The organism is Streptomyces sp. WY228 (assembly GCF_019287315.1).
GTDB classification, from domain to species: domain Bacteria; phylum Actinomycetota; class Actinomycetes; order Streptomycetales; family Streptomycetaceae; genus Streptomyces; species Streptomyces caviscabies.
On the sequence record NZ_CP079114.1, the window covers coordinates 5,981,322 to 6,007,415 of the forward strand.

The 26,094-nt window shown below is 71.2% G+C and carries 22 protein-coding genes; 13 read left to right on the forward strand and 9 right to left on the reverse strand.

Annotation, left to right across the window (positions count from 1 at the left end; all coding sequences use genetic code 11):
• The first annotated feature begins 33 nt into the window (after window positions 1-33).
• On the forward strand, window positions 34-1,002 hold the full coding sequence (gene meaB / locus KV381_RS26300; protein WP_179889457.1) for a methylmalonyl Co-A mutase-associated GTPase MeaB: 969 nt from the start codon (window positions 34-36) through the stop codon (window positions 1,000-1,002).
• A gap of 120 nt (window positions 1,003-1,122) precedes the next feature.
• Here the strand turns inward: meaB and KV381_RS26305 are convergent, their stop codons facing one another.
• From KV381_RS26305 to KV381_RS26315, 3 genes are all read right to left on the reverse strand, one after another.
• A complete protein-coding gene (locus KV381_RS26305) occupies window positions 1,123-1,542 on the reverse strand; it encodes a hypothetical protein (RefSeq protein ID WP_218786555.1) in 420 nt (139 codons plus the stop codon).
• A 10-nt stretch (window positions 1,543-1,552) separates the two neighbouring features.
• The gene (locus KV381_RS26310; protein ID WP_218787301.1) at window positions 1,553-6,724 is read right to left on the reverse strand and encodes a DUF6531 domain-containing protein; all 5,172 of its coding nucleotides are present in this window, start codon (window positions 6,722-6,724) and stop codon (window positions 1,553-1,555) included.
• 495 nt (window positions 6,725-7,219) lie between these two features.
• A complete protein-coding gene (locus KV381_RS26315) occupies window positions 7,220-7,966 on the reverse strand; it encodes a PepSY domain-containing protein (RefSeq protein ID WP_218786557.1) in 747 nt (248 codons plus the stop codon).
• Window positions 7,967-8,095: 129 nt separating this feature from the next.
• On the opposite strand from KV381_RS26315, the gene KV381_RS26320 reads away from it, so the two are divergent.
• Complete coding sequence (locus KV381_RS26320; RefSeq protein ID WP_030079262.1) at window positions 8,096-8,758, forward strand: response regulator transcription factor; 663 nt, start codon at window positions 8,096-8,098, stop codon at window positions 8,756-8,758.
• A complete protein-coding gene (locus tag KV381_RS26325; RefSeq protein WP_218786558.1) occupies window positions 8,755-10,215 on the forward strand; it encodes a sensor histidine kinase in 1,461 nt (486 codons plus the stop codon). Before KV381_RS26320 ends, KV381_RS26325 begins: the two co-directional genes overlap by 4 nt.
• 22 nt (window positions 10,216-10,237) lie before the next feature.
• Here KV381_RS26325 and KV381_RS26330 read toward each other — a convergent pair whose 3' ends face one another.
• The 4 genes from KV381_RS26330 to KV381_RS26345 form a co-directional block, all read right to left on the reverse strand.
• Window positions 10,238-10,714, reverse strand: a complete 477-nt coding sequence (locus KV381_RS26330) for a MarR family winged helix-turn-helix transcriptional regulator (RefSeq protein ID WP_030626319.1) — start codon at window positions 10,712-10,714, stop codon at window positions 10,238-10,240.
• Window positions 10,715-10,818: 104 nt separating this feature from the next.
• Window positions 10,819-11,580, reverse strand: coding sequence for an AIM24 family protein (locus KV381_RS26335; protein WP_030079256.1), 762 nt, complete (start codon window positions 11,578-11,580; stop codon window positions 10,819-10,821).
• The gene (locus KV381_RS26340) at window positions 11,577-12,227 is read right to left on the reverse strand and encodes an AIM24 family protein (protein WP_030079255.1); all 651 of its coding nucleotides are present in this window, start codon (window positions 12,225-12,227) and stop codon (window positions 11,577-11,579) included. Before KV381_RS26340 ends, KV381_RS26335 begins: the two co-directional genes overlap by 4 nt.
• Window positions 12,227-12,859 (reverse strand): AIM24 family protein, encoded by a 633-nt coding sequence (locus KV381_RS26345; RefSeq protein ID WP_030626321.1) that lies wholly within the window; start codon window positions 12,857-12,859, stop codon window positions 12,227-12,229. Before KV381_RS26345 ends, KV381_RS26340 begins: the two co-directional genes overlap by 1 nt.
• Window positions 12,860-13,092: 233 nt before the next feature.
• Between KV381_RS26345 and KV381_RS26350 the strand changes: the two genes are divergently transcribed.
• The 6 genes from KV381_RS26350 to KV381_RS26375 all read left to right on the forward strand — a co-directional run bounded on the left by KV381_RS26350 (window position 13,093) and on the right by KV381_RS26375 (window position 19,539).
• Window positions 13,093-13,443 (forward strand): DUF3817 domain-containing protein, encoded by a 351-nt coding sequence (locus KV381_RS26350; protein ID WP_030079251.1) that lies wholly within the window; start codon window positions 13,093-13,095, stop codon window positions 13,441-13,443.
• Window positions 13,440-13,733 (forward strand): MTH1187 family thiamine-binding protein, encoded by a 294-nt coding sequence (locus KV381_RS26355; protein ID WP_030079249.1) that lies wholly within the window; start codon window positions 13,440-13,442, stop codon window positions 13,731-13,733. The genes KV381_RS26350 and KV381_RS26355 overlap by 4 nt, the downstream gene beginning before the upstream one ends.
• Window positions 13,734-13,905: 172 nt before the next feature.
• Window positions 13,906-15,723 carry a glycosyltransferase family 2 protein gene (locus KV381_RS26360; RefSeq protein ID WP_181008074.1) on the forward strand — a complete coding sequence of 606 codons (1,818 nt, stop codon included), beginning with the start codon at window positions 13,906-13,908 and terminating at the stop codon, window positions 15,721-15,723.
• A gap of 3 nt (window positions 15,724-15,726) precedes the next feature.
• On the forward strand, window positions 15,727-17,682 hold the full coding sequence (locus tag KV381_RS26365) for a galactose oxidase-like domain-containing protein (protein ID WP_030079244.1): 1,956 nt from the start codon (window positions 15,727-15,729) through the stop codon (window positions 17,680-17,682).
• A gap of 79 nt (window positions 17,683-17,761) precedes the next feature.
• A complete protein-coding gene (locus tag KV381_RS26370) occupies window positions 17,762-18,319 on the forward strand; it encodes a SigE family RNA polymerase sigma factor (RefSeq protein WP_030079242.1) in 558 nt (185 codons plus the stop codon).
• Entirely contained in the window at window positions 18,316-19,539 is a 1,224-nt protein-coding gene (locus KV381_RS26375) for a hypothetical protein (RefSeq protein ID WP_218786559.1), read from the forward strand. The genes KV381_RS26370 and KV381_RS26375 overlap by 4 nt, the downstream gene beginning before the upstream one ends.
• 25 nt (window positions 19,540-19,564) lie before the next feature.
• On the opposite strand, the gene KV381_RS26380 is transcribed toward KV381_RS26375, so the two are convergent.
• Window positions 19,565-20,614, reverse strand: coding sequence for a glycoside hydrolase family 6 protein (locus tag KV381_RS26380; RefSeq protein ID WP_030626339.1), 1,050 nt, complete (start codon window positions 20,612-20,614; stop codon window positions 19,565-19,567).
• A gap of 129 nt (window positions 20,615-20,743) precedes the next feature.
• Complete coding sequence (locus KV381_RS26385) at window positions 20,744-21,727, reverse strand: DUF5937 family protein (RefSeq protein WP_098025708.1); 984 nt, start codon at window positions 21,725-21,727, stop codon at window positions 20,744-20,746.
• 94 nt (window positions 21,728-21,821) lie between these two features.
• On the opposite strand from KV381_RS26385, the gene KV381_RS26390 reads away from it, so the two are divergent.
• From KV381_RS26390 to KV381_RS26405, 4 genes are all read left to right on the forward strand, one after another.
• Window positions 21,822-23,228 carry an MFS transporter gene (locus tag KV381_RS26390; RefSeq protein ID WP_098025709.1) on the forward strand — a complete coding sequence of 469 codons (1,407 nt, stop codon included), beginning with the start codon at window positions 21,822-21,824 and terminating at the stop codon, window positions 23,226-23,228.
• Window positions 23,229-23,238: 10 nt separating this feature from the next.
• The gene (locus KV381_RS26395; RefSeq protein WP_030079231.1) at window positions 23,239-23,748 is read left to right on the forward strand and encodes a MarR family winged helix-turn-helix transcriptional regulator; all 510 of its coding nucleotides are present in this window, start codon (window positions 23,239-23,241) and stop codon (window positions 23,746-23,748) included.
• A gap of 85 nt (window positions 23,749-23,833) precedes the next feature.
• On the forward strand, window positions 23,834-24,160 hold the full coding sequence (locus tag KV381_RS26400; RefSeq protein WP_030079230.1) for a DUF3817 domain-containing protein: 327 nt from the start codon (window positions 23,834-23,836) through the stop codon (window positions 24,158-24,160).
• 96 nt (window positions 24,161-24,256) lie between these two features.
• Window positions 24,257-25,957: a methylmalonyl-CoA mutase gene (locus KV381_RS26405; protein ID WP_030626351.1), complete on the forward strand. Its 1,701-nt coding sequence runs from the start codon at window positions 24,257-24,259 to the stop codon at window positions 25,955-25,957.
• Window positions 25,958-26,094: the final 137 nt, after the last annotated feature.

Consider the following 26,094-nt stretch of genomic DNA (forward strand, 5'->3'; position numbering starts at 1 on the left):
TCACGAGGGCGAGAGATCGAGAGATACGGAGCGGTGAACGTGGACGTGGACGTCCCCACGCTGGTCGAACAGGCGCGAGCAGGCAGGCCGCGTGCGGTGGCCCGGCTGATCTCGCTGGTGGAGGGGGCGTCCCCGCAGCTGCGGGAGGTGATGGCCGCGCTGGCGCCGCTGGCCGGCCACGCCTACGTCGTCGGGCTCACGGGCTCGCCCGGCGTCGGCAAGTCCACCTCCACCTCGGCCCTGGTCACCGCCTACCGCCGGGCGGGCAAGCGGGTCGGCGTCCTCGCCGTCGACCCGTCCTCGCCGTTCTCCGGCGGCGCGCTGCTGGGCGACCGGATCCGGATGGCGGACCATGTCTCCGACCCGGGCGTCTACATCCGCTCCATGGCGACCCGGGGCCACCTCGGCGGCCTCGCCTGGTCCGCCCCGCAGGCTATCCGGGTGCTGGACGCGGCGGGCTGCGACGTGGTCCTCGTCGAGACGGTCGGCGTCGGCCAGTCCGAGGTGGAGATCGCGTCCCAGGCCGACACCTCCGTGGTGCTGCTCGCCCCGGGCATGGGCGACGGCATCCAGGCGGCCAAGGCCGGAATCCTGGAGATCGGCGACGTCTACGTGGTCAACAAGGCGGACCGCGACGGCGCGGACGCCACGGCCCGCGAGCTGAACCACATGCTGGGCCTGGGCGAGTCCCGGGGCCCCGGCGACTGGCGCCCCCCGATCGTGAAGACGGTCGCGGCCCGGGGCCAGGGCACCGACGAGGTCGTCGAGGCGCTGGAGAAGCACCGGGCCTGGATGGAGGAGCACGGCGTCCTCGCCGAGCGCCGCACCGCCCGCGCCGCCCACGAGGTCGAGACGATCGCCGTCACCGCACTCCGCGAGAAGATCGCCGACCTGCGCGGCGACCGCCGCCTGCAGGCCCTGGCCGAGCGCATCGTGGCCGGGAGCCTGGACCCGTACGCGGCGGCGGACGAGCTGGTGGCGGGGCTGACGGGGAGCGCCTGAGCTCCTGAGCACGTGTTGACGGCCCCGGTGCGGCGTGGGCGCCGCCCCCGTCCTCAGGGCAGAGGCGGTGCCCGGGGCCGTGCCCGGCCGTCGTGAGGTGGCCGGGCACGGCCGAGAGTGCTAGTCGACCAGACTCAACGGTCCGGGCGCATCGATTCCCGCCGCTCCGACCGCCGCACGGCAGAATCCCTCGGGCGGGCGGTAGCGGTGCGCGGTGATGTAGTGGATGACCAGGTTCGGAGCGGCGTAGATGGTTCCGTCCTCCCCCGTCACCCGGATCTCCGCCGAGCCGAGCCATACCCGGGTGTCCCCGTTCGGCCCGCCGGAGACGGAGACCCGGTCCGTGTCGCAGAACTCGCACCTGTGAAAGCCGCGCATCTGGTTCTCGTAGGTGGAGCTGAGGATCACCAACGCCTGCACCACCCGTTCGTCCACGACGCCGGTGGCGTATCCGTGTTGGGGATGCAGCCATCCGACGTTGAGCATGGCGCGGGGTGACTCGTCGTAGGAGTACGGTGACAGATCGGGGTAGTGGCTCATGTGCTGTCCCTCAGCGTCGCGGGTCGCAGTGTTTCCGGCAGATCGCCAGATGGACCGGGCCCATATGGGGTTTGAGGATCTCACTGAGCAAGGTCTCCTTGCTCACCGTGATGGAGCCGCTCAGCATTCTCAGGTCGGACCCGGGCGCCACGGTGTAGTCCGGGAGCGACTTGCCCGGGCCGACGATCTCCGTGGGTTTGATCTTCTTCCCCTGCTCTATCGCGAGACCGACGGACTGGCGAAGGCCAACGCCATCCGCCACGTAGAAGTATCCCCAGGTGCCACTGGGCATGTCGGTGTCCCCGGTGCCGCGGACGTACCAACCGTGGCCGGCGACGACGGCCTGCCCGTCGGGGCGTCCGCCGGGGAGCCGTTCCGCGGCGGGGCCCACACCCTTGCCGTGTGTGGGTATGTCGTGCCCGCGCAGTTCGGGAGTCACGGCGGTCCGCCGCCATCCCGTGAGTCCCCCGATCCCGGTCACGGCGATCTGCTGAGTCAGTTCCTCCGCGGCCTCCCCGTACAGGTCCGCGAGCGCGTCGCAGCCCTGCTGGCGGAGCATGTACTCCGCGCGGTAGAGGCGGTAGGCCGGGCGAACGGGGAGGTACTTGTCGACGAAGGCGCCAGCGCCGCCGTTTTGGCCGGTGAAGGCGCCATGGAGGTCTCCGACGAATTCGAAGGGCAACTTTAGCCCTTGCACGAAGCCGTTGCCGAAGATCTTCAGCCCCTCGCCGAGGCTGTCGACATGGCCGTTGCCGTCGTCGCCCGGCACAGGGGTCAGCCCGCTCGGGTCGGTGAGAACGGTGGGCTGGTTGTCGGCGTACGCGTAGCCGGAGACGTACGGGGTGGTCAGACTCCTCGTGGCCGGATCGGGACGGTCGAAGCGGCCGGTGGACGGGGTGTACTGGCGGGCGTGGAGGTCGAGGTCGCCGGTGCTCGCCTCGTAGCGGGCACCGGTGTAGGACGGGGTGCTCGCCGGGGCCCCGCCGACGGTGGTCCCCAGGACGCGGGTGCCGTACGGGTCGTAGGCCCAGCGCTGATGCAGGGCCCCGTTGGCGCTGGTGACGCCGACCGGCGAGCCCTGGGAGTCGTGGTGGTAGTAGAAGACCGCGCCCGCACCGTTCCTTGTGGAGGCGGGCTGGCCCAGGGGGTCGTACCGGTAGGACTGTTTGGCCGTCCAGGCGCTGTCGTACTCGGTCGCCAGGACCGGCAACGGACCGTTGGGGTCCCACTGGGTGCGGTTGGTGACCGTGCCGCCCTTGGACACGGCGACCTGGTTCCCGGTCGCGTCGTGGTCGTAGGCGTAGCCGGAACCCGCGATGCTGGCGGCGGACATTCGTCCGGCCAGGTCGTAGGTGTAGGTGTTCGCACCCGCCTTGGCCCGGTTGCCCTCCGCGTCGTACGTGTGCGGGGTCGTCGTGGCGCCCGTCGTGGTCGAGGTGAGCTGGTCGGCCGCATCGTACGCGTACGAGGTCGACGTGGTGCCGAGCGTGGAGGTCAGGCGGTTTCCGACCTCGTCGTATGTGTAGGACGTAGTGCGGCTCGCCGCACAGCCCGCGATCCAGGGCTGCGGGTAGCAGCCGGAGGCAAGGCGCCCCGCCACGTCGTACGTCAGGTCCCAGCCGCCTGTGCCGACTCCGGCCCGGGTGACGTCCGTGCGGGTGGGCAGGCCCGCCGCCGACAGGGTCTGCGCGGTCCGGGTGATCGTTGTGCCCGCCTTGATGGTGGTGACCGCCGTCAGGCGGCCGGCCCGGTCGTACGTGCGGTTCTCGGTCTCGGTGTTGGGCAGCGCCGATCCGGTGAGGCGGCCCGCCTGGTCCCAGCTGTACGTGGTGGTCGTGCCGTCGGCCTTCATGGTGGCCGTGCGGCCGTCGGGGTCGTAGGTGTACGCGATGGTGTTGCCGTCGGAGTACTTACGGGTGAGTATCTGCCCGGCGGCGTCGTAGGTGTAGGCGAAGCCACGGGTCTTGGTGAGGTTGCCGACCGCGTCGTAGCCGAAGTCCTCGGAGATCGTCGCGTTGGCCCGTGCGGTCATCCGCCCGGCGTCGTCGTATCCGAAGGTGACGTCCGGTGTCGTGTCCGAGTAGTCGATCTTCGTGGGCAGACCGCGCTGGTCGAAGGTGTAGCCGGTCGAGCCGCGCGGGGTGGTCTTCCCGGTCAGGTGCGAGTCGGCGTCGTACGCGTAACGCGTCACCCGCTCCAGTGGGTCGGTGACCGTGGTGAGGCGGCGGGCGTCGTCGTAGCCGTAGACGGTCACGTGGTCGTTGGCGTCGGTCCGGCTGGTGAGGTTGCCGACCGTGTCGTAGGCGTAGGCCGTGACCGCTCCGCCGGGTGCGGTGACGGTGGTGAGCCGGTCGAGGTCGTCGTAGCCGTACGAGGTCCGGCGCCCGTCGGCGTCGCTGCGTCCGGTGACGTTGCCGACCGCGTCGAACGTCGTGCTGCCCTTACCGCCGAGCGGATCCTCGACGGTGGTCGGGTTGCCCGCCGGGTCGTAGCCGTAGGAAGTGGCGTATTGGGTGGGAGTGGCCCCGGCGGCGTTGCCGCGCGGGTCAATGGCGGTGGCCCGGCGGCCGTCGTCGTCGTAGGTCCAGCTCTCCTTGTTGCCCAGGGGCGAGGTGCGGCTGAGCAGGTTGCCGTCGTCGTCGTAGGCGTACGTGGTGGTCTTCGTCAGTTGGTCGGTGGTGCTGGACAGCCGGTTGTTCTCGTCATACGCGGAGGTGACCGCCTTGCCGAGTGCGTCGGTGACCCTGGTGACGTTGTCGTTGGCGTCGTAGGCGTACCCGGTGGTGTGCTTCAGTGGGTCGGTGACCACCAGCGCCCGGTTGACCGCGTCGTAGGTGGTCGTGGTGGTCTTGCCGGCGGGGTCGGTGACCCGGGTGCGGTTGCCCGCCGCGTCGTAGCCGTAACTCGTCGTGTAGGCGGCCGGATCGGCCCCGGGGGCGTTTCCGCGTGGCGCGACGGCCGTGAGCAATCGGCCCACCTTGTCGTAGGTGTAGGTGGCCTTGTTGCCGAGGGCGTCGGTCTCCGAGGCGAGGCGTCCGCCGGTGTCGTAGGTCCGGGTGACGGACTTGCCCGTCGCGTCGGTCGTCCGGGTCAGGTTCCCGGCGTCGTCGTAGACGTAGGCGGTGGTGTGGCCCGCCGGGTCCTTCGCCGAAGTCAACTGCTCGGCGCCGTTGTACTCGTAGCGTGTGGTGTGGCCCAGCGGGTCGGTCGCCGAGCTGAGCAGCCCGCGCCCGTCGTAGGCGTACGCCGTGGTGTAAGCGGCCGGGGTGGCGCCTGTGACGTTGCCGCGCGGGTCCGTCCGGGACACAACCCGCCCGGCCGCGTCGTACGTGAACGTCGTCCTGTTGCCCAGAGGGGTGGTGACCGAGGTTCGGTTGCCCGCCGCGTCGTAGCCGTAGGCCGTGGTCTTCCCGCGCGGGGTGGTGACGGTCGCGAGGGCGCCGAGTGCGGTGTGGGTGTAGTGGGTGACGCCGCCCATCGGGTCCGTCGTGGACTTCAGCTGGTTCGACGCGTTGTACGCGTACGCCGTCCGGTTGCGGCGGCCGTCGGTATGGCCGGTGACGTTGCCCGCGCTGTCGTAGGTCCAGCTCTCCTCGTATCCGAGGGCCGACGGGGCCTTCCGGGTGAGCATCCGGCCGGCGCTGTCGTACGTCATTGTCGTGGTGTTGCCGCGCTGGTCGGTGATCGCGACGGGCCGCAGCTCGCGGTCGTAGTCGTAGGTGACGCTCTTGCCGTAGGGATCGATGGAAGACATCAGGACGTTACCGGAGTAGACGTCCGTCCAGACGCCCCCGTCGGGGGCCGTGGTGTGCGACTCGCGGCTGCCGTCCCGGGTGAAGGTGGTGATCTTGCCCCTCTGGTCGGTCTGGGACGTGATCCGGCCGGAGGCGTCGTAGACGTTGCGGACCGTCCCGCCTGCAGGGTCGGTGTACGAGGACAGCCGCTTCCCGGAGTCGTACGCGTACGAGGAGACCTTGCCCGCCGGGTCCGTCACCGAGGTCAGCAGACCGCCGGTGTAGTCGTACGTCACGGTTGTCGCGTCCGGCAGGGCCACCTTGGCCAGCAGGCCGTCGGTGCCGACGGTGAACGTGGTGGTGCGGCCGGCGGCGTCCTTGACGGAGGCGAGCCTGCCGGAGGCGTAGGTCAAGGTCAGTCCTTCTCCGGCCCGGTCGACCAGCGAGGTGAGCTGTCCGGTGCCCGAGAAGGTGTGCCGGGTGTGGTCGGGGGCGGTGAGGGTGAAGTCACTGGTGCCCCGGGCCAGTTTGACCGCTGATCCGGCCGGAGCGGTGTACGTCCCGTCGCTCTTCTGCGTGAAGACGAACGACGCCCCGTCGTCCGCGCGGTAGGTCACCTTCCCCGTCGCGACCGTCAGCTTCGAGTCGAACGGCGTCGCCCAGCCGCGCCCCAGCAGGCCGGCGGCCGCCGAGTCGGAGCGGTAGGTGCGCTCCAGGATCAGCGGTACACCGGGGCCGACCAGCGAGGCATCGGTGAGCTGCTCGAAGAACATCCCGGTCGCGGTGTTGACGGGGTCGGCGCGGTGGGCCTGCGCGTAGCAGGTGCAGATGCCGGCCTGCGCCCCGGGGATGTCGGGGGTGTAGAACGCCTCCACCAGTGGAGAGGTGGTGCCGCTCGGGCTCGACGTTCCGTCCGCGCCGGTGAGGAAGACCCAGGTGTAGTACTTCGTGCCGTCCTTCAGATGACCGCTCAGGTCGCTTCCGCTCCACCAGAAGCACTGGTCGGCCGGGTAGGAGTTGCCGGCCCACCACCCGTAGCACCAGACCCCGTTGTCCACGTAACGGCCCACCGGATCGTCGGTGGACCGCTTGATCTCCTGCTGGTGGACGAAGTTGCCCGCCTCGTCGACGACGTAGAACCACATGCCGGAGTACGAGGACGCCGTCGCCGTGGGCAGCTTGAGCTGACCGCCGATCGATAGCTTGCCCGGGTAGGCGATGGCCCGCGAGGTGATCCAGGTCGGGTTCCCCGTCGCCTGTGCGCCGGGTGGTGCGGCAGCTCTGTCCTCGGGTGCGGCGGACGCAGGGCCGCGCTCGGCGGGCTTCGACGGCCGGGCGTGCGGCGGGCCGGCCGGCTTCTCGATCGAGGGGGCATCGGCATAGGCCCTCAGGGGTGACAGCTCGTCCCGCTCCCGCTCCACCTGCCGGCGTCGCTCCGCGAGCGTCATCGCCTCGGGTGGCTTCGGGAGGTCGGCGGCGGTTCTCGCCGCGGGCGGTGTGACGGCCGAGGAGGCGGAGGGCGGTCGGTCCCGTGGGGAGGCCCAGGAGGGGGCGGTGCCCGAAACGGCCAGCAGCGCCAGAGTGAGGACGGTTGTGACAAGTCTTCGCGCTTGTGTGCGCATGGTGCATCACCTGTGTGTAGATCATGAATATGTTCGAGGTGATGCTTGGTCCGAGAGCGGATCGGACTAACGCGGAACGCGGGCTACGGCTTGATCGCGACGGTGGGCCGGTCGGGCTCGGGCACAGGTGCGCTGGTGGCGCGAGAAGAGGGGTCATGCCTGATTCGTGATTGGCGTGAACACGCTCTCGGGTGAGGAACGCCGTGCGTGAACCCTCCCGGACGGGCCGGGAAACGGTGCGCAACGGTCGGGCGTCGGCGGCGCGGTAGCCCCGTACCGCAGCTGCGGTACGGGGCCCCTGCCGCGCTCACGGGCGCTGGGTCAGTCGTCGTCGCCGTCCCGGTCGTCGCCGCGGTCGTCCCGGTCGTCGTTCCGGTCGTCCGCGCGGTCGTCCTGGTCGTCGCCGTCGTCGTCGCGGTCCACGGTGACCTTGCCGGTCTTCGCGTCGACGCGCAGTTCGTGCTGCCTGCCGTCCTTGCCCGTGATGTCGACGTCCCAGCGCAGGACGTCGCCCCGGCCGCCGTTGTCGTCGTCATCGTCATCGTCGTCCAGGTCGATCGACGTGATCGTGCCGGGCGCGGTCTTCAGGGCCGCGGCCGCCGCCTGGTTCAGGGTGACGGCGGCGGAGCGGGGCGCGTGGCGGTCGCGGTCGTCGTTGTCGTCGTCGCGGGTCTTCAGGACCTTGCCGGTGGTGGCGTCCACCGTCACGTCGTGCCAGGTGCCGCCGGAGCCGCGGACGTCCAGCTCCCAGACGGCCCGGCCGTCGTGGTCGTCGTCGTCATCGTCCAGCTCGGCCTCGGTGACCGTGCCGGGGACGCTCTTCAGGGCGGCGGCGACGGCCTGGTCGAGGGTGATCCGGGTGCTCTTCGCGGCGGCCGGGGCCCGGTCGCCGGAAGCGGCTTCCGTGCGGTCGCCGGACGTGTCGTCGTCGGCGAGGCTCACGGTGCCCGCGCTCCTGGTGGACGTGCGCTCGCCGTCGCCGCTGTCCGCGAGGGCGACGGTGGCGGCGGTGGTGCCGCCGATGAGAACGGCCGCGGTGATCGCTGCGATGGTGACGTTGCGCTTCATGAGGTTCCTCCCCGAGAGCTGCTGTGCTGCGCTGTGCTGGTTGACGGGTTCCACACTGCCGGGGCGATGCTGAACGCAACCTGAAGCCACCTGAAGCCTTCTTCAGGTGGAGTTTGCGAGGCTGTGCGCATGCGCCTGTTGATCGTGGAGGACGAGAAGCGCCTCGCGGTGTCCCTGGCCAGGGGACTCACCGCCGAGGGCTTCGCCGTGGATGTCGTGCACGACGGGCTCGAAGGGCTGCACCGGGCGAGCGAGGGCGGCTACGACCTGGTGATCCTCGACATCATGCTGCCCGGCATGAACGGCTACCGGGTCTGCTCGAACCTGCGCGCCGCCGGACACGAGGTGCCGATCCTCATGCTGACCGCCAAGGACGGCGAGTACGACGAGGCCGAGGGCCTGGACACCGGCGCCGACGACTATCTGACCAAGCCCTTCAGCTACGTCGTCCTCGTCGCCCGGGTGCGCGCCCTGCTGCGCCGGCGCGGGGCCGGAAGCGCCGCGCCCGTCCTGACCGTCGGCTCCCTGCGCATCGACACCGCCGCCCGCCGGGTCCACCGAGGCGAGGACGAATACGCCCTCACCGCCAAGGAGTTCGCCGTGCTGGAGCAACTCGCCCTGCGCGCCGGGCAGGTGGTCAGCAAGGCGGAGATCCTGGAGCACGTCTGGGACTTCGCCTACGACGGCGACCCGAACATCGTCGAGGTCTACATCTCCACCCTGCGCCGCAAGTTGGGCGCCGCCGTCATTCGTACGGTGCGCGGCGCCGGCTACCGGCTGGAGGCGGCATGAGGTCCGTCCGGGCCAGGGCCGCCATCGGCGCCACCCTGGTCGTCGCCGTCGCCCTGGTCGCGGCCGGGCTCGCCGTCCTCCTCGTCCTGCGGGCCAACCTGATCGACCAGGCGGACCTCCAGGCCGAGGTGGCGGCCCGCGAGGCGGCCGGACAGCTCGCCACGGGCACGCCGTACGAGGACGTGGAGCTGGACGACGAGGAGGACCACCCGGTCCAGGTGACCGACGAGGAGGACCGGGTCGTCATCGTCTCCAAGGACCTGAAGGCCGTCACCGGCACCGGCGCGAGCGGCGTCACCCCGGCGCCCTCGGCCTCGGCGGGGGCCACCCCGTCACCGGGCGACGATGACGACGGGGACGACGACGCCGACGACGACGGGGACGAGGACCGCGGCCGGCCGGGCCGGGGCGAGGTCTCCTCCGACGACCCGGACTTCACCGACGGCACGGCCACCGTGGGCCGCACCACCGCCGACTACCGCTTCGCCGCCGTCGAGGCGACCACCCCCGACGGCGTCACTCTCACCGTGTACGCGGGCGCGCCGCTCGCCGCCGAGCAGGAGGCGGTGAACACCGTGCGCGGGGCCATGCTCACCGGGCTGCCGCTGCTCCTGGTCGTCGTCGCCGGGGTGACCTGGCTGGTGACCCGTCGGGCCCTGCGGCCGGTCGAGGGCATCCGCCGCGAGATGGCGGCGATCACCGCGTCCGAGGACCTGGCCCGCCGGGTGCCGGAGCCCGGTTCGCGGGACGAGATCGCGGCGCTGGCCCGGACGACGAACGAGACGCTGACGGTCCTGGAGGCGTCGGTGGAGCGGCAGCGGAGGTTCGTCGCGGACGCCTCGCACGAGCTGCGTTCCCCGATCGCCTCGCTGCGCACCCAGCTGGAGGTGGCCGAGGCCCACCCGGAGCTGCTGGACCTGCCGGGCGCGGTCGCCGACACCGTACGGCTCCAGGTGCTGGCGGCGGACCTGCTGCTGCTCGCCCGGCTGGACGCGGGGGAGAAGCCCGGGAGCGCGACGGTGGAGCTGGGCGCACTGGTCCGGGAGGAGGTGTCGCAGCGGGCCGGGGACCGGATCGCGGTGCGGGTGGAGGTGCCGGAGGGCGGCGCGTTCGAGGTGAACGGGTCGCGCGGGCAGCTGTCCCGGGTGATCGGCAATCTGCTGGACAACGCCCAGCGGCACGCCGAGGGGAGTGTCGCGGTGTCGGTGGCGGCCGACGGGCACGGTGTGCGGGTGGAGGTCCGGGACGACGGGGCCGGTGTGCCCGAGGAGGAGCGGGAGCGGATCTTCGAGCGGTTCGTCCGGCTCGACGACGCCCGCAGCCGGGACGACGGCGGGGCCGGTCTGGGCCTCGCCATCGCCCGGGACGTCGCCTCGCGCCACGGCGGCACGCTGACGGTGCACCGGGCGGCCGAGGGCGGTGCGGCCTTCCGGCTGTGGCTGCCCCGCCCGTCCTGATCCGCCCGACACGCCCCGGCCGCTACGGCTTGCCGCGCTTGCCGCGCAGGTGTTCCGCGATCGGGGTCAACGCCGCGTGCAGCTCGGCCAGCGCCTCGGGGGACAGCAGGTCCATGAAGTGCTGCCGCACCGAGCCGACGTGGTGCGGGGCGACCTTCCGCATAGTCTCCGCGCCGTGCTCGGTGAGGACCGCGAACAGTCCGCGCCGGTCCGACTCGCAGTGCGTACGCCGCACGAGACCGGCGGTCTCCATGCGGGTGATCTGGTGCGAGAGCCGGCTCTTGGACTGCAGGGTGGCGGCGGCGAGGTCGCTCATCCGCATCCGCTGGTCGTCCGACTCGGAGAGGTTGACCAGGATCTCGTAGTCGTTCATGGTCAGGCCGAACGGCTGGAGGTCTTTCTCCAGCTGGTGCATCAGCAGCCTGCTGACGTCCAGGTGGGTGCGCCAGGCGCACTGCTCCGTGTCGCTCAGCCAGCGGGTGGCCGTCTCGGTCTCCATATATGGATTCTACCTAAGAAGTTGAAAGCCGGACGAAATCGGGGAGATCTGGGGAGTGTGACCATCGGCGCACACGTTCGACGTCACACTCCGCAGACTACCGCTCACAACCCGAAGCGACGCTGGAGGTCCCCCAGCTGGCCGGGCATGCGCGGGCCGGATCCGGGGTGGCCGCCGCCCGGAACGCCCGGCTCGTTGGGCACCGCACCCGTCGTCCGCTCCGCCATCAGCGCCTCGCTCGACTGCATCAGCACCGTGCCCGCCCCGACGAACTCGAACTGGTGCTCCTCGCCCGACGTCCCGCCGATCCCCGTGAGCGACCGGATCCCGCCCATCACGCCCGTCATGTACCCGTGGTCGTAGTGGTGGCACGGCGAGGGGCAGTCGGCCCAGCCCACCAGTGCCTGCGGATCCACCCGCAGCGGCGGCTCCATGAAGACCACCGGCCCGTTCGACGCGGCCACGAACTTCCCCGTACCGATCAGCGTCACGAACCCCGGCACGATCGACTGCTTCAGCGCCAGCGACGGCTGGTACGCCAGCAGGTTCCCGGACCGGATGGTGAGGTTGCCGTCGTCCAGGTCGAAGGAGTTCACATCGAACGCCCGGTCCGCCAGCAGCATCTTCCCGCTGCCCTCGGCCACCACCCAGTCGCTCGCGTGCAGCGGCGAATGGAAGCTGGAACGCACCAGCCGCTCGAACCGGCCGTGCCCGATGCCGTCGAAGTTGATCTGCCCGTAATAGGCGATCATCTTGCCCTTCTGCAGGAACCACTGGCTCCCCTTGAGCTCCACGCAGAAGGTGTAGGAGTTGACGTTGTCGTCCGACGGCAGCGTCATCGGATCGAAGACCACGGGCGTGCTCACAGCTTCTCCTCCGACGCCTGGACGTACACCGCACCACTGCCGCTCAGCTCCAGCTGGAACGCCTCGCCGGAGCCCCGTCCCACCATGTCCCGCCAGCCGACCGCCGTGGACAGCTTGTTCCGGACCTCCCCGTGGTGGGCCACATAGGCCTGCGGGTCCACATGGACGTCCCGGCCCGGGGTGATCGGCAGTTCGATCACCCCGCCGTGCGCCATCACCGCGACCGCGCCGTGTCCCTTGAGGGTGGTGGTGAACAGGCCCTGGCCGGTCACCTGGCCGCGCACCATGCCCATCACCCCGCCCTGGGAGCCCATGAACATCGTGCCCTGCTGGAGCGTCCCGTCGAAGGCGAGGAGCCGGTCGGCCTCCACGTACAGGGTGTCGCCGGAGAGGTTGATCACCTGGATGTGGTGGCCGCCGTGGCCGAACATCACCGTGCCCGAGCCCTCGACCGTCATCAGCGGTGTCGCCTCGCCCGCCACCCGGCGGCCGATCATCGACGCGAAGCCGCCCTGGCCGCCCTGGATGTTCGGGGTGAAGGACACCTCGCCCCGGTACGCCAGCATCGCGCCGCGCTGGCTGAACAGCTTCTGGCCCGGGGCGAGCGTGGCCTCGACCATCTTGGAGTTGATCTCCCGGAACGGCATCAGACATCGCCTCCGACGGTGTTGCGCTCGCTCGGCTGTACGTAGACCAGTCCATCGCCCTCGAAGCGGATCTGGAACGCCTCGCCGGAGCCCTCGCCCATCAGCGTCCGGAAGTTCACGCCCGACTGGAAGCTCTGCTGGAGCCGCCCCTGGTGGGCGATGTACGCGCCGGGGTCCACCGTCAGCGGATACTGCGGCGACACCCGCAGCAGCACCGCCGTGCCGTCCGACATGATCGCCGCCTGCCCGGTGCCCTCCACCGTGGTGGTGAACAGGCCGTTGCCGCTCGCCCCGCCGCGCAGCCCGGTGAAGGTGGTGCCCGTGCGCAGTCCGGCGTCGGTGGCCAGCAGATTGCTCGCCTCCACGTACAGCTTGTCGCCGTGCAGCGCGACCAGGTTGATCTCGCTCGCCCGGTCGGCGAAGTAGCAGGTGCCCTGCCCGGACACCTCCATCACGGTCATCTGTTCGCCGGTCAGCCGGCGGGTCACCATGCCGCGGAGCCCCTCACCGCCGCCGGTCATCTTCTTGAAGGTCATCCGGCCGTCGTACGCGACCATCGAGCCGTTCTTCGCCTTGACGGAATCGCCGGCCAGATCGACGGCGAGCGTCTTGCTGCCTTGGAGTCGGAACATCGCCACGCGACGACGTTAGCCCTCCGTGCCGCACCCCGGCCAGATGCTCCGGAACCGTTACGCCCCTGATGCTCCCCTGATGCACACCCGGACCGGCCCTGATATGCGGCGATACGCCCGCCCGCGGCCGGGGCGGAACCCGGCGGCGGGGGCGTACCGGCGCGATGCCACAATGGGGGCGGCTTGTGCCCGGGTTCACAAGCCCTCGCGACCCTCCCACCGAAGGTGCCCCTGTGGACATCAAGACCGCTTCCGCCCTGCACCGGCTGCGCCTCATCTCGCTTCCCGAGGCGCTCTCCTTCCCGGCGCTGCTCATTTTCGGCTCGCTGCTCATGCGGGTCTCGGACATCGACTTCCTGATGCCGCCCCTCGGCGCGCTGCACGGCCTTCTCTTCACGATCTACGTGCTGTTCCTGCTGGATGTCTGGGTCAAGGCCAAGTGGCCCCTCAAGCGCGTGGCCCTGTTCTTCCTCCTCGCGGTCATCCCCTTCGGCGGGCTCTACGGCGACAAGCTCCTCAAGCAGTACGAGGCCGACGGCGTCATCGCCGCCCGCGCCCGCCGCGAGGGCACGGTCAGCGCATGATCGTCGCGTTCTCGGTCTCCCCGCTCGGTGTCGGCGAGGACGTCGGGGAGTACGTCGCCGACGCCGTGCGCGTCGTCCGCGAATCCGGGCTCCCCAACCGCACCGACGCCATGTTCACCTCCATCGAGGGGGAGTGGGACGAGGTCATGGACGTCGTCAAGCGCGCCGTGGCCGCCGTCGAGGCCCGCGCGGGCCGCGTCTCCCTGGTACTGAAGGCCGACATCCGGCCCGGTGTCACCGACGGTCTGACCTCCAAGGTCGAGACCGTGGAGCGCCATCTCGCCTCCTGACGCACCGTCGCGCGGGCCCGGCCCGCGTTCACCCGAAAAGCCCCCGGCACCACACGGCCGGGGGCTTTTCCGGTCCCGGACCGAAAACCGCTCACTCGGACCTGCCAAGTCGACACGCCGTTAGCTGTCCCCTTCTGTGGGGATATCAACCCGTTCGACAGTGGGAGGCACGGTGCGGTCGGAGGGCTACGACTACGACACCTACAGCCGGCTCGCGGGTCCGCTCACTGAGCCGGATCCGACGGGGTACCGGGTGCGGTACAAGAGCCTGCTCTCGACGGAGAAGCACCGAATAAGAGCCGTCCTGCTGATGACGCTCGCCCCGGTGCTCACGGGCATCCTGCTGCTCTACCTGGTCTGGCCCACGCACTGGACCGAGCGGGAGAACGGCGAGCGCTGGCTGGTCGTCGCCGACACCGTGATGCTGGTGTCGATCGCTCTCATCGAGCTGTTCATGCTGGTCAACGTGGTCTCCATCGCGCACGCCACGCTCGTCGCGCGCGACCCCGTGCCGGTGACGGCCGAACCCGGCACCCGGGTCGCCTTCCTGACCACGTACGTCCCCGGCAAGGAACCGCTCTCCATGGTCCGCGCCACCCTCAAGGGCGCCGTGCAGCTGAACCACCCCGGTCCGCTGGACGTCTGGCTGCTCGACGAGGGCGACGACCCCGGGGCCCGGATGCTCTGCGCCGAACTGGGCGTCCACCACTTCACCCGGCGCGGGGTGCCCGAGTGGAACCGCGACAAGGGCGTCCACAAGGCGAAGACCAAGCACGGCAACTACAACGCCTGGATCGCCCTGCACGGCGGCGACTACGACTTCTTCGCCTCCGTCGACACCGACCACGTACCGATGCCCAACTTCCTGGAACGGATGATGGGCTACTTCCGCGACCCGGACGTCGCCTTCGTCGTCGGGCCGCAGGTCTACGGGAACTACGACTCGGCCGTCACCAAGGCCGCCGAGTCGCAGCAGTTCCTCTTCCACGCCCTCATCCAGCGCGCGGGCAACCGCTACGGCGCCCCGATGTTCGTCGGCACCAACAACGTCGTGCGCATCGCCGCACTGCGGCAGGTCGGCGGTCTGTACGACTCGATCACCGAGGACATGGCCACCGGCTTCGAGATCCACCGCCGCCGCAACCCGCGCACCGGGCACTACTGGCGCTCCGTCTACACCCCCGACGTGCTCGCCGTCGGCGAGGGCCCCGCCTCCTGGACGGACTTCTTCACCCAGCAGCTGCGCTGGTCCCGGGGCACGTACGAGACGCTGTTCAGGCAGTACGGCAAGGCGCTGTTCCGGGTGCCGCCCGGCCGGCTCCTCAGCTACACGCTGATGCTCGTCTACTACCCGATGACCGCGGTCAACTGGCTGCTCGGCGTCCTGAGCTGTGTGCTGTTCCTCTGGTTCGGGGCGTCCGGCACCCAGGTCGCCGCCTCCATCTGGCTGATGCTCTACAGCGACGCCGCCGCCCTCCAGATCGGGCTCTACCTCTGGAACCGCCGGCACAACGTCTCCCCGCACGAGCCCGAGGGCTCCGGCGGACTCGCCGGCATGGCCATGTCCGCGCTCTCCGCGCCGATCTACCTGAAGTCGCTCGGCTCGGCCGTGCTGCGCACCGACGGCCGGTTCGTCGTCACCCCCAAGGGCGGCCAGGCCTCCCCGGACCGGCTGCTCACCTTCCGGATCCACCTCTTCTGGGCGGCGGTCCTGCTCTCCTCGCTCGCCGCGTCCGTCCACCTCGACCACACCCATGTCGCGATGCGGACCTGGGCGACGCTGGGCCTGGCGATATCCCTCTCCCCGGTCGTCGTCTGGGCCTGGACCGTCCGGCAGGACAAGCGCGCCGAGGCCGCGCGCGCCGTCCCCGTACCGGCGCCCCCGCCGCCCGAACCCGCGTACGTCACCACCACCACGGCCCCCGCCCCGTCGGCTACCACCACGGCGAGCGCCGGCACCACCGCCACCACCACCGCAGGAGGGAACTGAGCCATGGCCTACCGGCCCTCGAAGAAGATGAGGAAGACGCTCCTGGGCGGCGGCGCGGTGGTGCTGCTCGCCGGGCTGAACGCGCCCGCGGCCCTGTCCTTCGCCGAGGACAGGTACCACGCGTACAAGATCGACCAGCCGGCGTACAAGGCGGAGTACGGCTCCTGGGAGCAGGTGAACATCCCGAAGGAGTACCGCACCAACGCCATCCACGCGGCGCTCCTGCACACCGGGAAGGTGCTGATCGTCGCGGGCTCCGGCAACGACGAGAAGCACTTCGACGAGGGCACCTTCGACACCGTCCTGTGGGACCCGGCCGAGAACACCTTCCAGAAGATCCCCACCCCCGAGGACTTCTTCTGCGGCGGCCACGCCCAGCTCCCCGACGGGCGGCTCCTCGTGGCGGGCGGCACCGCCCGCTACGAGGTGCTCGACGACAAGGTGAAGCGGGCCGGCGGCGGGATGCGGGTCAAGAACGAGAACCCGGACAAGCCGCTGAAGCTCAAGAAGGGCACGGTCTTCCGCTCGCCCTCCGGCGTGGAGTACCGGGCCAAGTTCGACGTCACCGTGCCCAAGGCCAAGCGCGAGTTCGAGGTCGACTACTTCAAGAGCGGCCAGATGAAGCCGTGGAAGACCAAGGTGACCGCCGCTGAGCAGCGCGTCTTCGTCGAGGCGGTGGAGGACGGCCCCGAGGCGGTGGCGACGGACGCCGCCCAGTACGAGATCGTCGGGCTCAAGGGCAAAGAGGCCGACAACTCCTACGGCCTCGCCGAGAAGATCACCATGGACAAGCAGGACTTCCAGGGGATCCGCGCCGCCTACGAGTTCGACCCGACGGCGGAGAAGTACATCAAGGTCGACCCGATGAAGGAGGCCCGCTGGTACCCGACGCTCGTCGGCCTGGAGGACGGCAAGGTGCTCGCCGTCTCCGGCCTCGACGACGTCGGCGCGATCCTGCCGGGCGACAACGAGATCTACGACCCGAAGACCAAGAAGTGGGCCAAGGGCCCCTTCCACTACTTCCCGACCTATCCGGCGCTCTTCCTGACCAAGGGCGGCAAGCTCTTCTACCCGGGCGCCAACGCCGGTTACGGCCCGGCGGACAAGGGCCGCGAGCCCGGCATCTGGGACCTGAAGAAGAACACCTTCACCAAGGTGCCCGGGCTGACCGACACCGACGAGCTGGAGACGGCGGCCTCGCTGATGCTGCCGCCCGTGCAGGACCAGAAGGTGATGGTGCTGGGCGGCGGCGGGGTCGGCGAGTCCAAGAAGTCCACGGCCCGCACGGCGGTCATCGACCTCAAGGAGGACAGCCCGGCCTTCGAGGCGGGCCCCGACCTGCCGCAGGGCACGCGCTACCTCAACAGCGTGATCATGCCCGACGACACCGTCTTCACCAGCGGCGGATCCGAGGACTACCGGGGCCGCGGCGACAGCAACATCCTCAAGGCGCAGTCCTACGACCCCAAGACCAACACCTTCAAGGAGGCGGCCGAGCCGACGGTGGGGCGCAACTACCACTCCGAGGCGCTGCTGCTGCCCGACGGACGGGTGGCGACCTTCGGCTCCGACTCGCTCTACGGCGACAAGGACAACACCAAGCTCGGCAAGTTCGAGCAGCGGATGGAGGTCTACACCCCGCCCGCCCTGCACCGCGGCAAGGACAAGCGCCCGGTGATCGGGAACGGCCCGGAGAACGCCGAGCGCGGCGCGACGGTGACGTACGAGAGCGCCGACGCCGACCGGATCGCCACCGCCCGGCTGATGCGGCCGAGCGCCGTCACCCACACCACCGACGTGGAGCAGCGCTCCATCGAGCTGGGCCTGAAGAAGGCCGGCGGCAAGCTGAGCGTGACCGTGCCGGACGACCCCACGCTGGTGCCGCCCGGCTGGTACATGCTCTTCGTCACGGACACCGACGGCATCCCCTCCGAGGCGAAGTGGGTCAAGGTCGCCTGAGCAGGCATAGCGGGAGAGGCCCGCGCGCGTCAGTACGGTCAGGGAGGGCAGGGGGCCCGCCCGGGAAGTGAAGGTGACCGTGGACGCGGCAGGCCAGGAGAGCTTCGTCGATTTCGTGAACAACCGTTCGGCGGCGCTGCTGAAGACGGCCGTCCTGCTCAGCGGAGGGGACCGCCACGCGGGCGAGGACCTGTTGCAGAACGCGCTGATCAAGGCCGCCGGACGGTGGGGGCGGATCGACGAACCCGAGGCGTACGTACGCCGGATCCTCTACCGGCAGCAGGTCAGCCGCTGGCGGCTGAAGGGGCGCAGACGGGAGCTGACGGTCGCCGAGCCGCCCGACCGCGGCAGCGGCACGGACGGTCCGGGCGCCGCCGAACTGCGTCTGGTGATGCGGGAGGCGCTGTCCCGGCTCACGGCCCGGCAGCGCACCGTCCTCGTGCTGCGCTTCTTCGAGGACCTGCCCGAGGCCGACGTGGCCCGCCTCCTCGGCTGCTCGGTGGGCACCGTACGGTCCACCACCCACCGCTCCCTGGCCCGACTGCGCGCCCACGCGCCCGAACTCACCGCCCTCGGCGGGTCCGGCGCGGAGCAGCCGTCGTCCCGCAATCTCGCTGCCGTGGAGGTACGACCGTGAACGTCGAGGAACTTGTTCGTGACTCCCTGCGCGACCAGGCGGCCGACGTCCCGGCCCCGAGCCCCGGTCTGGCCGGCCGGGTGCTCGCCGAGCGGCGCCGCCGCCGGGGCCGTACCCTCGCCGCGGCCGCGGCCACCACGGCCCTCGTCGTCGCCGCGGCCGTGGGCGTACCCACGCTGCTCGACACCGAGGGGCCGAAGGGGATCCGGGTGACCGGCGGCGAGGTCTCCGGCCGGGGCGTCCAGAGCCATGTCGACCAGTCCCCGCCGCGCGACCGGATCGCCGTCGGCGACCAGGTCCTCGCCGCGTACTTCACCTCGAAGAAGGTCCGCCAGCCCAACCGCGACGAGATCGTCGAGCGCACCTACTCGGTGCTGAACCAGGAGACCGGCCGCTACGAGGCGGACGAGCGCTGGTCCTTCCTCGCCGTCGCGCCCGGCCTGCGGACCGCCGCCGTCCTGGAACGCGAACTGCCGGCCCCCCGCATCGGGCTGCTCGACCTCCGTACCGGGAAGGTGACCCGCTGGATCCCGCTGGACCGGGGCGCCGGCGGCCTGTACTTCTCGCCCGACGGCAGCAAGCTGGTGGCCACCACGTACGACAAGAACCCGGACCGCGCCTACTGGTCCCACAAGGTCCAGGTGAACGACGACTTCGAGCCGTGGCGGGTGCCCTGCCGGACCGGGTTCGCCGTCGTGGACGTGGCGACGGGGGCCTCGGAGTGGCACGCGCTGCCCGCGTACGCGGGCGGGGGCGGCGGCTACGGCTCCGGCGAGAACCTGCGCTTCAACCACGACGGCACCCTGTTGTACGAGCCCATCAACATGGACCCCGGTGTCATCTACCGCGACTTCGACGGCCGGAAGGTGACCGCACCGGCCGGGGAGGCCCACATCGACCTCTGGTCCGCGCCGGCCGGTCTCTCCCCGGACGGCAGGCTCGTCGCCGGGGGCTTCGCGGGCGGGGTGAAGACCACCGCCACCCAGGTCCTCGACCCCCGCACGGGCGAGCGCGTCGCCAAGCTGCGGGGCCAGGAACTCCTGGCGTGGGTCGACGACGAGCGGCTGATCGCCTGGGACATCGCACCGGGCGGCGGGGAGTACGAGAACCGGCTGGTGCTGGTCGGCATCGGCAGCCGGAAGACGATCTCCCTCAGCGGCGCCCGTACGCCCAAGGACCACTCGTCCAAGCGCTGGGAGCCGATCTTCGCCCGGAGCTGAGAGAGCGTCATCCGGAGACCAGGACTCAGGTGGCGGCGCGCCGGGCGAGGCCGAGTGCGTACTCCGGCCACCAGTCGCCGGCCGGCGGGCCGCCCCGGCAGGTGCCGTCGGAGTCGCCCGGCCGCTTGATCCACAGATAGGCGTCGAGCCGGTCGTCGCCGGTGTCGGTGGTCGGGGGCGTGCCGAGCCCCCGGCCCGGCGGATTGCACCAGGCCTCCTCACGGCCCCCGGACAGGGGGCCGTTGCCGTTGCGGCTGGTGTCGATCACGAAGTGCGCGCCGCCGACCGCGTCGGAGAGCTGTGCCGCGTACGTCTTCACGCTGTCGTTCGACTGGAAGTTGGAGACGTTCAGCGAGAAGCCGTCGGCCCGGTCGATGCCCGCCTGCCGCAGCGGCTGCGCCATCTTGGCCGGCTCGTCGATCCAGTCCGGGTTCCCGGCGTCCAGGTAGACCTTGGTGCCGGGCCGGGCCTTGAGCGTGTCCACCGCCTCGGAGAGGAGCTGGTAGCGCTCGGCGTGGTGCTCGGGCGGGGTGCAGCCGTCCGTGATGTGGGGGAGGGCGTCCGGTTCCAGGATCACGGTCGCGGGCGCGTCCCCGATGGCGTCGGCGAACTCCCCGATCCAGGTCCGGTAGGCGTCCGCGTCCTTCGCGCCGCCCGCGGAGTAGAGCCCGCAGTCGCGGTGCGGGATGTTGTACGCCACGAGCAGGATGGTCTTCTTCGTCCGGGCGGCGGACCGCGCGGCGGCCCGGATCCCCGGGGCCGGGTCGTCCCACGCGGGCCAGTCGGCCACCGGCCGGCCGGAGATCCGCCGCAGGATCTTCGCCTCCGCCTCGCGCCCCTGCTTCTCCCAGGTGCGCACCTGGCGGGCCGCGTCGCTGTTCGGGTCGACCCAGTACGGGGAGGCGGCGCTCGGGGCGGGCTCGCCCCGGACGAGTTCGTTCCCCTCGTCGGCGGCCCCGGTGACCCGCGGCTCCGGTGTCGAGCACCCCGCGGTGAGGGCGCCCGCCAGGGCGAGGACCGCCAGGGCGCGGACGGTACGGGGGAGAGCGCGGGGGACGATTCTGCGGCCGGACATCCAGACCCCTCGGACGGCGGTGGCTCACGGACACGGGAAACAGGGCAATCGTGACATAACGGTTACGGGGAGTGGTGGCGCGACACCGTCCGTGACGCGCCCGTACGCCGGATGCCGCCGGCCGCGCCCTCAGTCCGAGCCGGCCAGCGCGATCCCCAGCGGGGTGCGCTCGTACAGCACCTGGTGCCCGTACCGCCGCGAGGTCAGCAGCCCCGCCCCGCGCAGCACGGAGAGATGGGCCGACACGGACGAGGCGGCGAGGCCCAGCCGGTGCGCCAGTGCGCTGGTCCCGGCCGGTTCGTCCAGCGCGCACAGCACATCGGCCCGGACCCGGCCCAGCAGCCGGGCGAGCGCCTCGGGCGTCCGGTCGCCGTCGTGGGTCCAGAGCCCGCCGATGCCCCGCGCCGGATAGATCAGCCCCGGCCGCCACGGCTCCTCGTGGCCGCCCACCACCTCGGGCCAGACGAAGACGCTCGGCATCAGCACCAGTCCCTGCCCGCCCAGCACCCGTTCGTGGTCGCCCCGGGTCTCCGCCAGAGTCAGCGTCGAGCCGTTCCAGCTCAGCCGGGGGCTCAGCTCACCCAGCAGCCGCTCCAGCCCGCTGTCCGCGAGCCGCCGGGAGTGGTGGGCGATGTCCGCCTCCAGCAGGGCCCGCAGTCGGGGCCAGTACGGCTCGATCAGCACCTGCCAGGCCCGCTCCAGCAGATCGGCGAGCTCGCGGACCGCCCGCGCCGGATCGGCCAGCAGCCGTCGCCCCGTCGCCGACGCGGTCCCGCCGGGCCGGTCCGCCAGGGCCAGCGCCATGTCGGCCCGCGCCACCTCCGGATCGGTCGCCCGGACGGCCGTTATCTCCTCCTCGAAGGTGGCGAGCGGGCCGATCGGCGGCGGGCAGATGAAGTCCGGGTTGTGGCCGGCGTCCGGCATCAGCAGCCACAGCGGCTCCAGGTCCAGGGCCGCGGCCGCCTCCCGGGTCCGGCGGAGCCACGGCAGGTGGTAGCCGTGGCGGTAGGGGCGGGAGAGGGTGCGCACCGCCTCCTGGGTCTCGAACAGCGGTGACAGCGCGAACCGGCAGCGCAGCAGATCGCTCTCGCCGAAGTGCAGCTGGAACGGCACGCCTCTCCCTCCGTCGCCGGGCCCCGGCATCGTCGACATTCGTCCTGAGCCGAAAGTCTACGGAGGAGGGCCGCCCCGACCCCAGGCTCGTCCCATGCCGACCGACAGCCCCGCCCCGGCGGACACACCCCGTACCCCGCCCGCCCCGGCGGAGCAGGTCCCGGCTCCCGCCCCGGAGCGTGCCGCCCACCGTGACCCGGGCCCCGGGCCCACGCTCCGGGACTCCGACGCCCCGGCCCCCGACGCCCCGCGCGGCTACCGCGCGGTCTTCGCCGTCGTCGAGTTCCGGGCCGTCTTCGCCGCGCATCTGCTCTCGCTGCTCGGCGTCGTCGTCAGCGAGCTGGCGCTCACCGTCCTCGTCTACGACCTCACCGGCTCCCCGCTGCTCAGCGCCCTGACCTTCGCGCTGGGGCTGCTCCCGTACATCGTCGGCGGCACGCTCTTCGCCGGGGTCGCCGACCGCTACCCGGCCCGCCGCGTCCTGGTCGTCTGCGATCTGCTCTGCGCGGCCTGCGTCGCGGTGATGCTGGTGCCCGCCACCCCGGTCGCCGGACTTCTCGCCCTGCGCTGCCTGGTCGCCGCGATCGCGCCCGTCTTCACCGGAACGCGGATGGCGGCGCTCACCGACATCCTCGGCGAGGGCGACCTCTACGTCCTGGGCCGTTCGCTGCTGCGGATCGTCTCGCAGAGCGCGATGCTCATCGGGTTCGGCGCCGGAGGGGTGCTGCTCACCGTGCTCTCCCCGCGCGGCGCGATCACCGTCACCGTGGTGACCTTCCTCTGCTCGGCCGCTCTCCTCCGCTTCGGCACCCGCGACCGCCCGGCCCGCGCCACCACCGGCGACGGGGGCGGAACCCTGCTCAAGGAGTCGCTCTCCGGGGCCCGCCTGGTCCTGGGCGACCGCCGGATCCGCGCCCTGATGCTGCTGTTCTGGCTGCCCGCGATGTTCGTGGTGGCCCCGGAGGCGCTCGCCGCCCCGTACGCCGACGCGATCGGGGCGTCGCCCGCCGCGCTCGGGCTGCTGCTCTGCGCGATGGCCGTCGGGCACATCGGGGCCGAGCTGTTCGTGGGCTCCGCGCTCAGCCCCCGTAACCGCTCCCGGATCGTCCTGCCGGTCGCCGCCGCCGGCCTGCTCCCGCTCCTCGTGTACGTGGTCCGGCCCGGGCTGCCGCTCGCTCTGGCCGCCCTCGCGCTGGCCGGGGCGGGAGCGGCGTACGTCATCGGGCTCGACCAGTGGTTCGTCGACGCCGTGCCCCAGGAACTGCGCGGCCGGGCCATGACCCTGCTCACCGCCGGACTGATGACCGTCCAGGGCCTCGGAATGGCGCTGGCGGGGCTCGCGGCCGAGTTCTTCCCCGTGCACCAGGTGGTCGCCGGATCCGGAATCATCGGTACCGTCTGCACGCTGCTGCTCGTCGCCGAGGTCCGCCGGACAGCCCCCGGACGGATGTCCGATACCGAAGGACGAGACGGGGCTGACCGGCATGTGACCAGTCGGTAAGGTCGGTGCCGTGCCGAAGCCGCTCAGCCTTCCCTTCGATCCCATCGCCCGCGCCGACGAGCTCTGGCAGCAGCGCTGGGGGCCCGTGCCCTCGATGGGGGCGATCACCTCGATCATGCGGGCCCAGCAGATCCTGCTCGCCGAGGTCGACGCCGTCGTCAAGCCGTACGGGCTGACCTTCGCCCGGTACGAGGCGCTGGTGCTGCTCACCTTCTCCAAGGCCGGTGAACTGCCGATGTCCAAGATCGGCGAGCGGCTGATGGTGCACCCGACCTCGGTCACCAACACCGTGGACCGGCTGGTCAAGTCGGGTCTGGTCGGCAAGCGGCCCAACCCGAACGACGGCCGCGGCACGCTGGCGGCCATCACCGACAAGGGCCGTGAGGTCGTCGAGGCGGCCACCCGGGACCTGGTCGCGGTCGACTTCGGCCTCGGGGTGTACGACTCCGAGGAGTGCGCCGAGATCTTCGCCATGCTGCGTCCGCTGCGGGTGGCGGCCCAGGACTTCTCGGAGGAGTGAGCGCGGGTTTCCCGCGCGGGGGAGGCGCTTGTGCTCGGAGGGGCCGCGCGAAGATCGCCCCGGACGCCCGGTTACGCTCGATGCCATGAAACAGAACGTGCTCACCCGCTATCGGGTGATGGCCTACGTCACCGCCGTCTGGCTGCTCGTCTTCACCGCGGCGATCATCGCGAAGTACGGCTTCGAGACCGGCGACACCATGCTGATCTCCCAGATCCACGGCGTGCTGTTCATCGTCTACGTCGTCTTCGCCTTCGATCTCGGCTCCAAGGCGAAGTGGCCCTTCGGCAAGCTCCTGTGGGTGCTGGCCGCGGGCTGCATCCCCTTCGCCTCGTTCTTCGTCGAACCGAAGGTCAGCCGCGAGGCCCGCGCCCTGGTCACCGACCCGGCGCCGGCCCCCGCCAAGGCCTGAGGCCCGGGCTTCCGGACCACCCGAACCGCCCCGCGTGCAAAGCGCCGGGCGGTTTGCCATCGACATTTACTAGGACGTCCTAGTAAATTCGAGGGTATGGACGCTGACGCGATCGAGGAAGGCCGCCTCCGCTGGCAGGCCCGTTACGACAAGGCCCGCAAGCGTGACGCGGACTTCACCACGCTCTCCGGAGATCCGGTCGAGCCCGCGTACGGGCCCCGCCCCGGCGACACGTACGAGGGATTCGAGCGGATCGGCTGGCCGGGGGAGTACCCCTTCACCCGCGGGCTGCACCCCACCGGCTACCGGGGCCGTACGTGGACGATCCGCCAGTTCGCCGGCTTCGGCAACGCCCAGCAGACCAACGAGCGCTACAAGATGATCCTCGCGGCGGGCGGCGGCGGACTCAGCGTCGCCTTCGACATGCCGACGCTGATGGGCCGCGACTCCGACGACCCGCGCTCGCTCGGCGAGGTCGGCCACTGCGGGGTGGCCATCGACTCCGCCGCCGACATGGAGATCCTCTTCGGAGACATCCCGCTCGGCGATGTCACCACCTCGATGACCATCAGCGGCCCGGCCGTCCCGGTCTTCTGCATGTACCTGGTCGCCGCCGAGCGCCAGGGCGTCGACCCGGGCGTGCTCAACGGCACGCTCCAGACCGACATCTTCAAGGAGTACATCGCGCAGAAGGAGTGGCTCTTCCAGCCCGAGCCCCATCTGCGCCTCATCGGCGACCTGATGGAGCACTGCGCCGCCGCCATCCCCGCCTACAAGCCGCTCTCCGTCTCCGGCTACCACATCCGCGAGGCCGGAGCCACGGCCGCGCAGGAGCTGGCGTACACGCTCGCGGACGGCTTCGGCTATGTGGAGCTGGGCCTCTCGCGCGGCCTGGACGTCGACACCTTCGCCCCCGGGCTCTCCTTCTTCTTCGACGCGCACCTCGACTTCTTCGAGGAGATCGCCAAGTTCCGCGCCGCCCGCCGCATCTGGGCCCGCTGGATGAAGGAGACGTACGGCGCGAAGACCGACAAGGCCCAGTGGCTGCGCTTCCACACCCAGACCGCCGGGGTCTCGCTCACCGCGCAGCAGCCGTACAACAACGTCGTCCGCACCGCCGTCGAAGCCCTCTCCGCCGTCCTGGGCGGCACGAACTCGCTGCACACCAACGCCCTCGACGAGACCCTCGCGCTCCCCTCCGAGCAGGCCGCCGAGATCGCCCTGCGCACCCAGCAGGTGCTGATGGAGGAGACCGGCGTCGCCAATGTGGCCGACCCGCTGGGCGGCTCCTGGTACGTGGAGCAGCTCACCGACCGGATCGAGGCCGAGGCCGAGAAGATCTTCGACCAGATCAGGGAGCGCGGCACCCGGGCCCACCCCGACGGGCAGCACCCCATCGGGCCGATCACCTCCGGCATCCTGCGCGGCATCGAGGACGGCTGGTTCACCGGCGAGATCGCCGAGTCCGCCTTCCAGTACCAGCGGGCCCTGGAGAAGGGCGACAAGCGGGTCGTCGGCGTCAACGTCCACCACGGCTCGGTCACCGGCGACCTGGAGATCCTGCGGGTCAGCCACGAGGTCGAGCGCGACCAGGTCAGCCAGCTCGCCGACCGCAAGGCCGCCCGCGACGACGCCAAGGTCACCGCCGCCCTCGACGCGATGCTCGCCGCCGCCCGCGACGGCTCCAACATGATCGCGCCGATGCTCGACGCCGTACGGGCCGAGGCCACGCTCGGCGAGATCTGCGGAGTGCTGCGTGACGAGTGGGGCGTCTACACGGAGCCGCCGGGCTTCTGAGCGTCGGTTCAGGAGAGCAAGCGCTCGGCCGGGGGTTCCCGGTCGAGCGCTTCGTCGTGCGCGGCGGTCGCGCCCGGACCGGCGCGTCCGGCTGCCGTGAGCGTACGAAGGCCGGGGCGCGCGGGGTACCCCCCTTT

Excerpts from the sequence above, each read along its gene's own strand:
- KV381_RS26390 (WP_098025709.1), top strand. The coding sequence starts at position 21,822 with ATGCCGACCGACAGCCCCGCCCCGGCGGACACACCCCGTACCCCGCCC.
- KV381_RS26365 (WP_030079244.1), top strand. The coding sequence starts at position 15,727 with ATGGCCTACCGGCCCTCGAAGAAGATGAGGAAGACGCTCCTGGGCGGC.
- KV381_RS26355 (WP_030079249.1), top strand. The coding sequence starts at position 13,440 with ATGATCGTCGCGTTCTCGGTCTCCCCGCTCGGTGTCGGCGAGGACGTC.
- KV381_RS26330 (WP_030626319.1), bottom strand. The coding sequence starts at position 10,714 with ATGGAGACCGAGACGGCCACCCGCTGGCTGAGCGACACGGAGCAGTGC.
- KV381_RS26340 (WP_030079255.1), bottom strand. The coding sequence starts at position 12,227 with ATGCCGTTCCGGGAGATCAACTCCAAGATGGTCGAGGCCACGCTCGCC.
- KV381_RS26310 (WP_218787301.1), bottom strand. The coding sequence starts at position 6,724 with ATGACGCTCGCGGAGCGACGCCGGCAGGTGGAGCGGGAGCGGGACGAG.
- KV381_RS26400 (WP_030079230.1), top strand. The coding sequence starts at position 23,834 with ATGAAACAGAACGTGCTCACCCGCTATCGGGTGATGGCCTACGTCACC.
- KV381_RS26315 (WP_218786557.1), bottom strand. The coding sequence starts at position 7,966 with ATGAAGCGCAACGTCACCATCGCAGCGATCACCGCGGCCGTTCTCATC.
- KV381_RS26320 (WP_030079262.1), top strand. The coding sequence starts at position 8,096 with ATGCGCCTGTTGATCGTGGAGGACGAGAAGCGCCTCGCGGTGTCCCTG.
- KV381_RS26380 (WP_030626339.1), bottom strand. The coding sequence starts at position 20,614 with ATGTCCGGCCGCAGAATCGTCCCCCGCGCTCTCCCCCGTACCGTCCGC.
- KV381_RS26325 (WP_218786558.1), top strand. The coding sequence starts at position 8,755 with ATGAGGTCCGTCCGGGCCAGGGCCGCCATCGGCGCCACCCTGGTCGTC.
- KV381_RS26345 (WP_030626321.1), bottom strand. The coding sequence starts at position 12,859 with ATGTTCCGACTCCAAGGCAGCAAGACGCTCGCCGTCGATCTGGCCGGC.
- KV381_RS26305 (WP_218786555.1), bottom strand. The coding sequence starts at position 1,542 with ATGAGCCACTACCCCGATCTGTCACCGTACTCCTACGACGAGTCACCC.
- KV381_RS26405 (WP_030626351.1), top strand. The coding sequence starts at position 24,257 with ATGGACGCTGACGCGATCGAGGAAGGCCGCCTCCGCTGGCAGGCCCGT.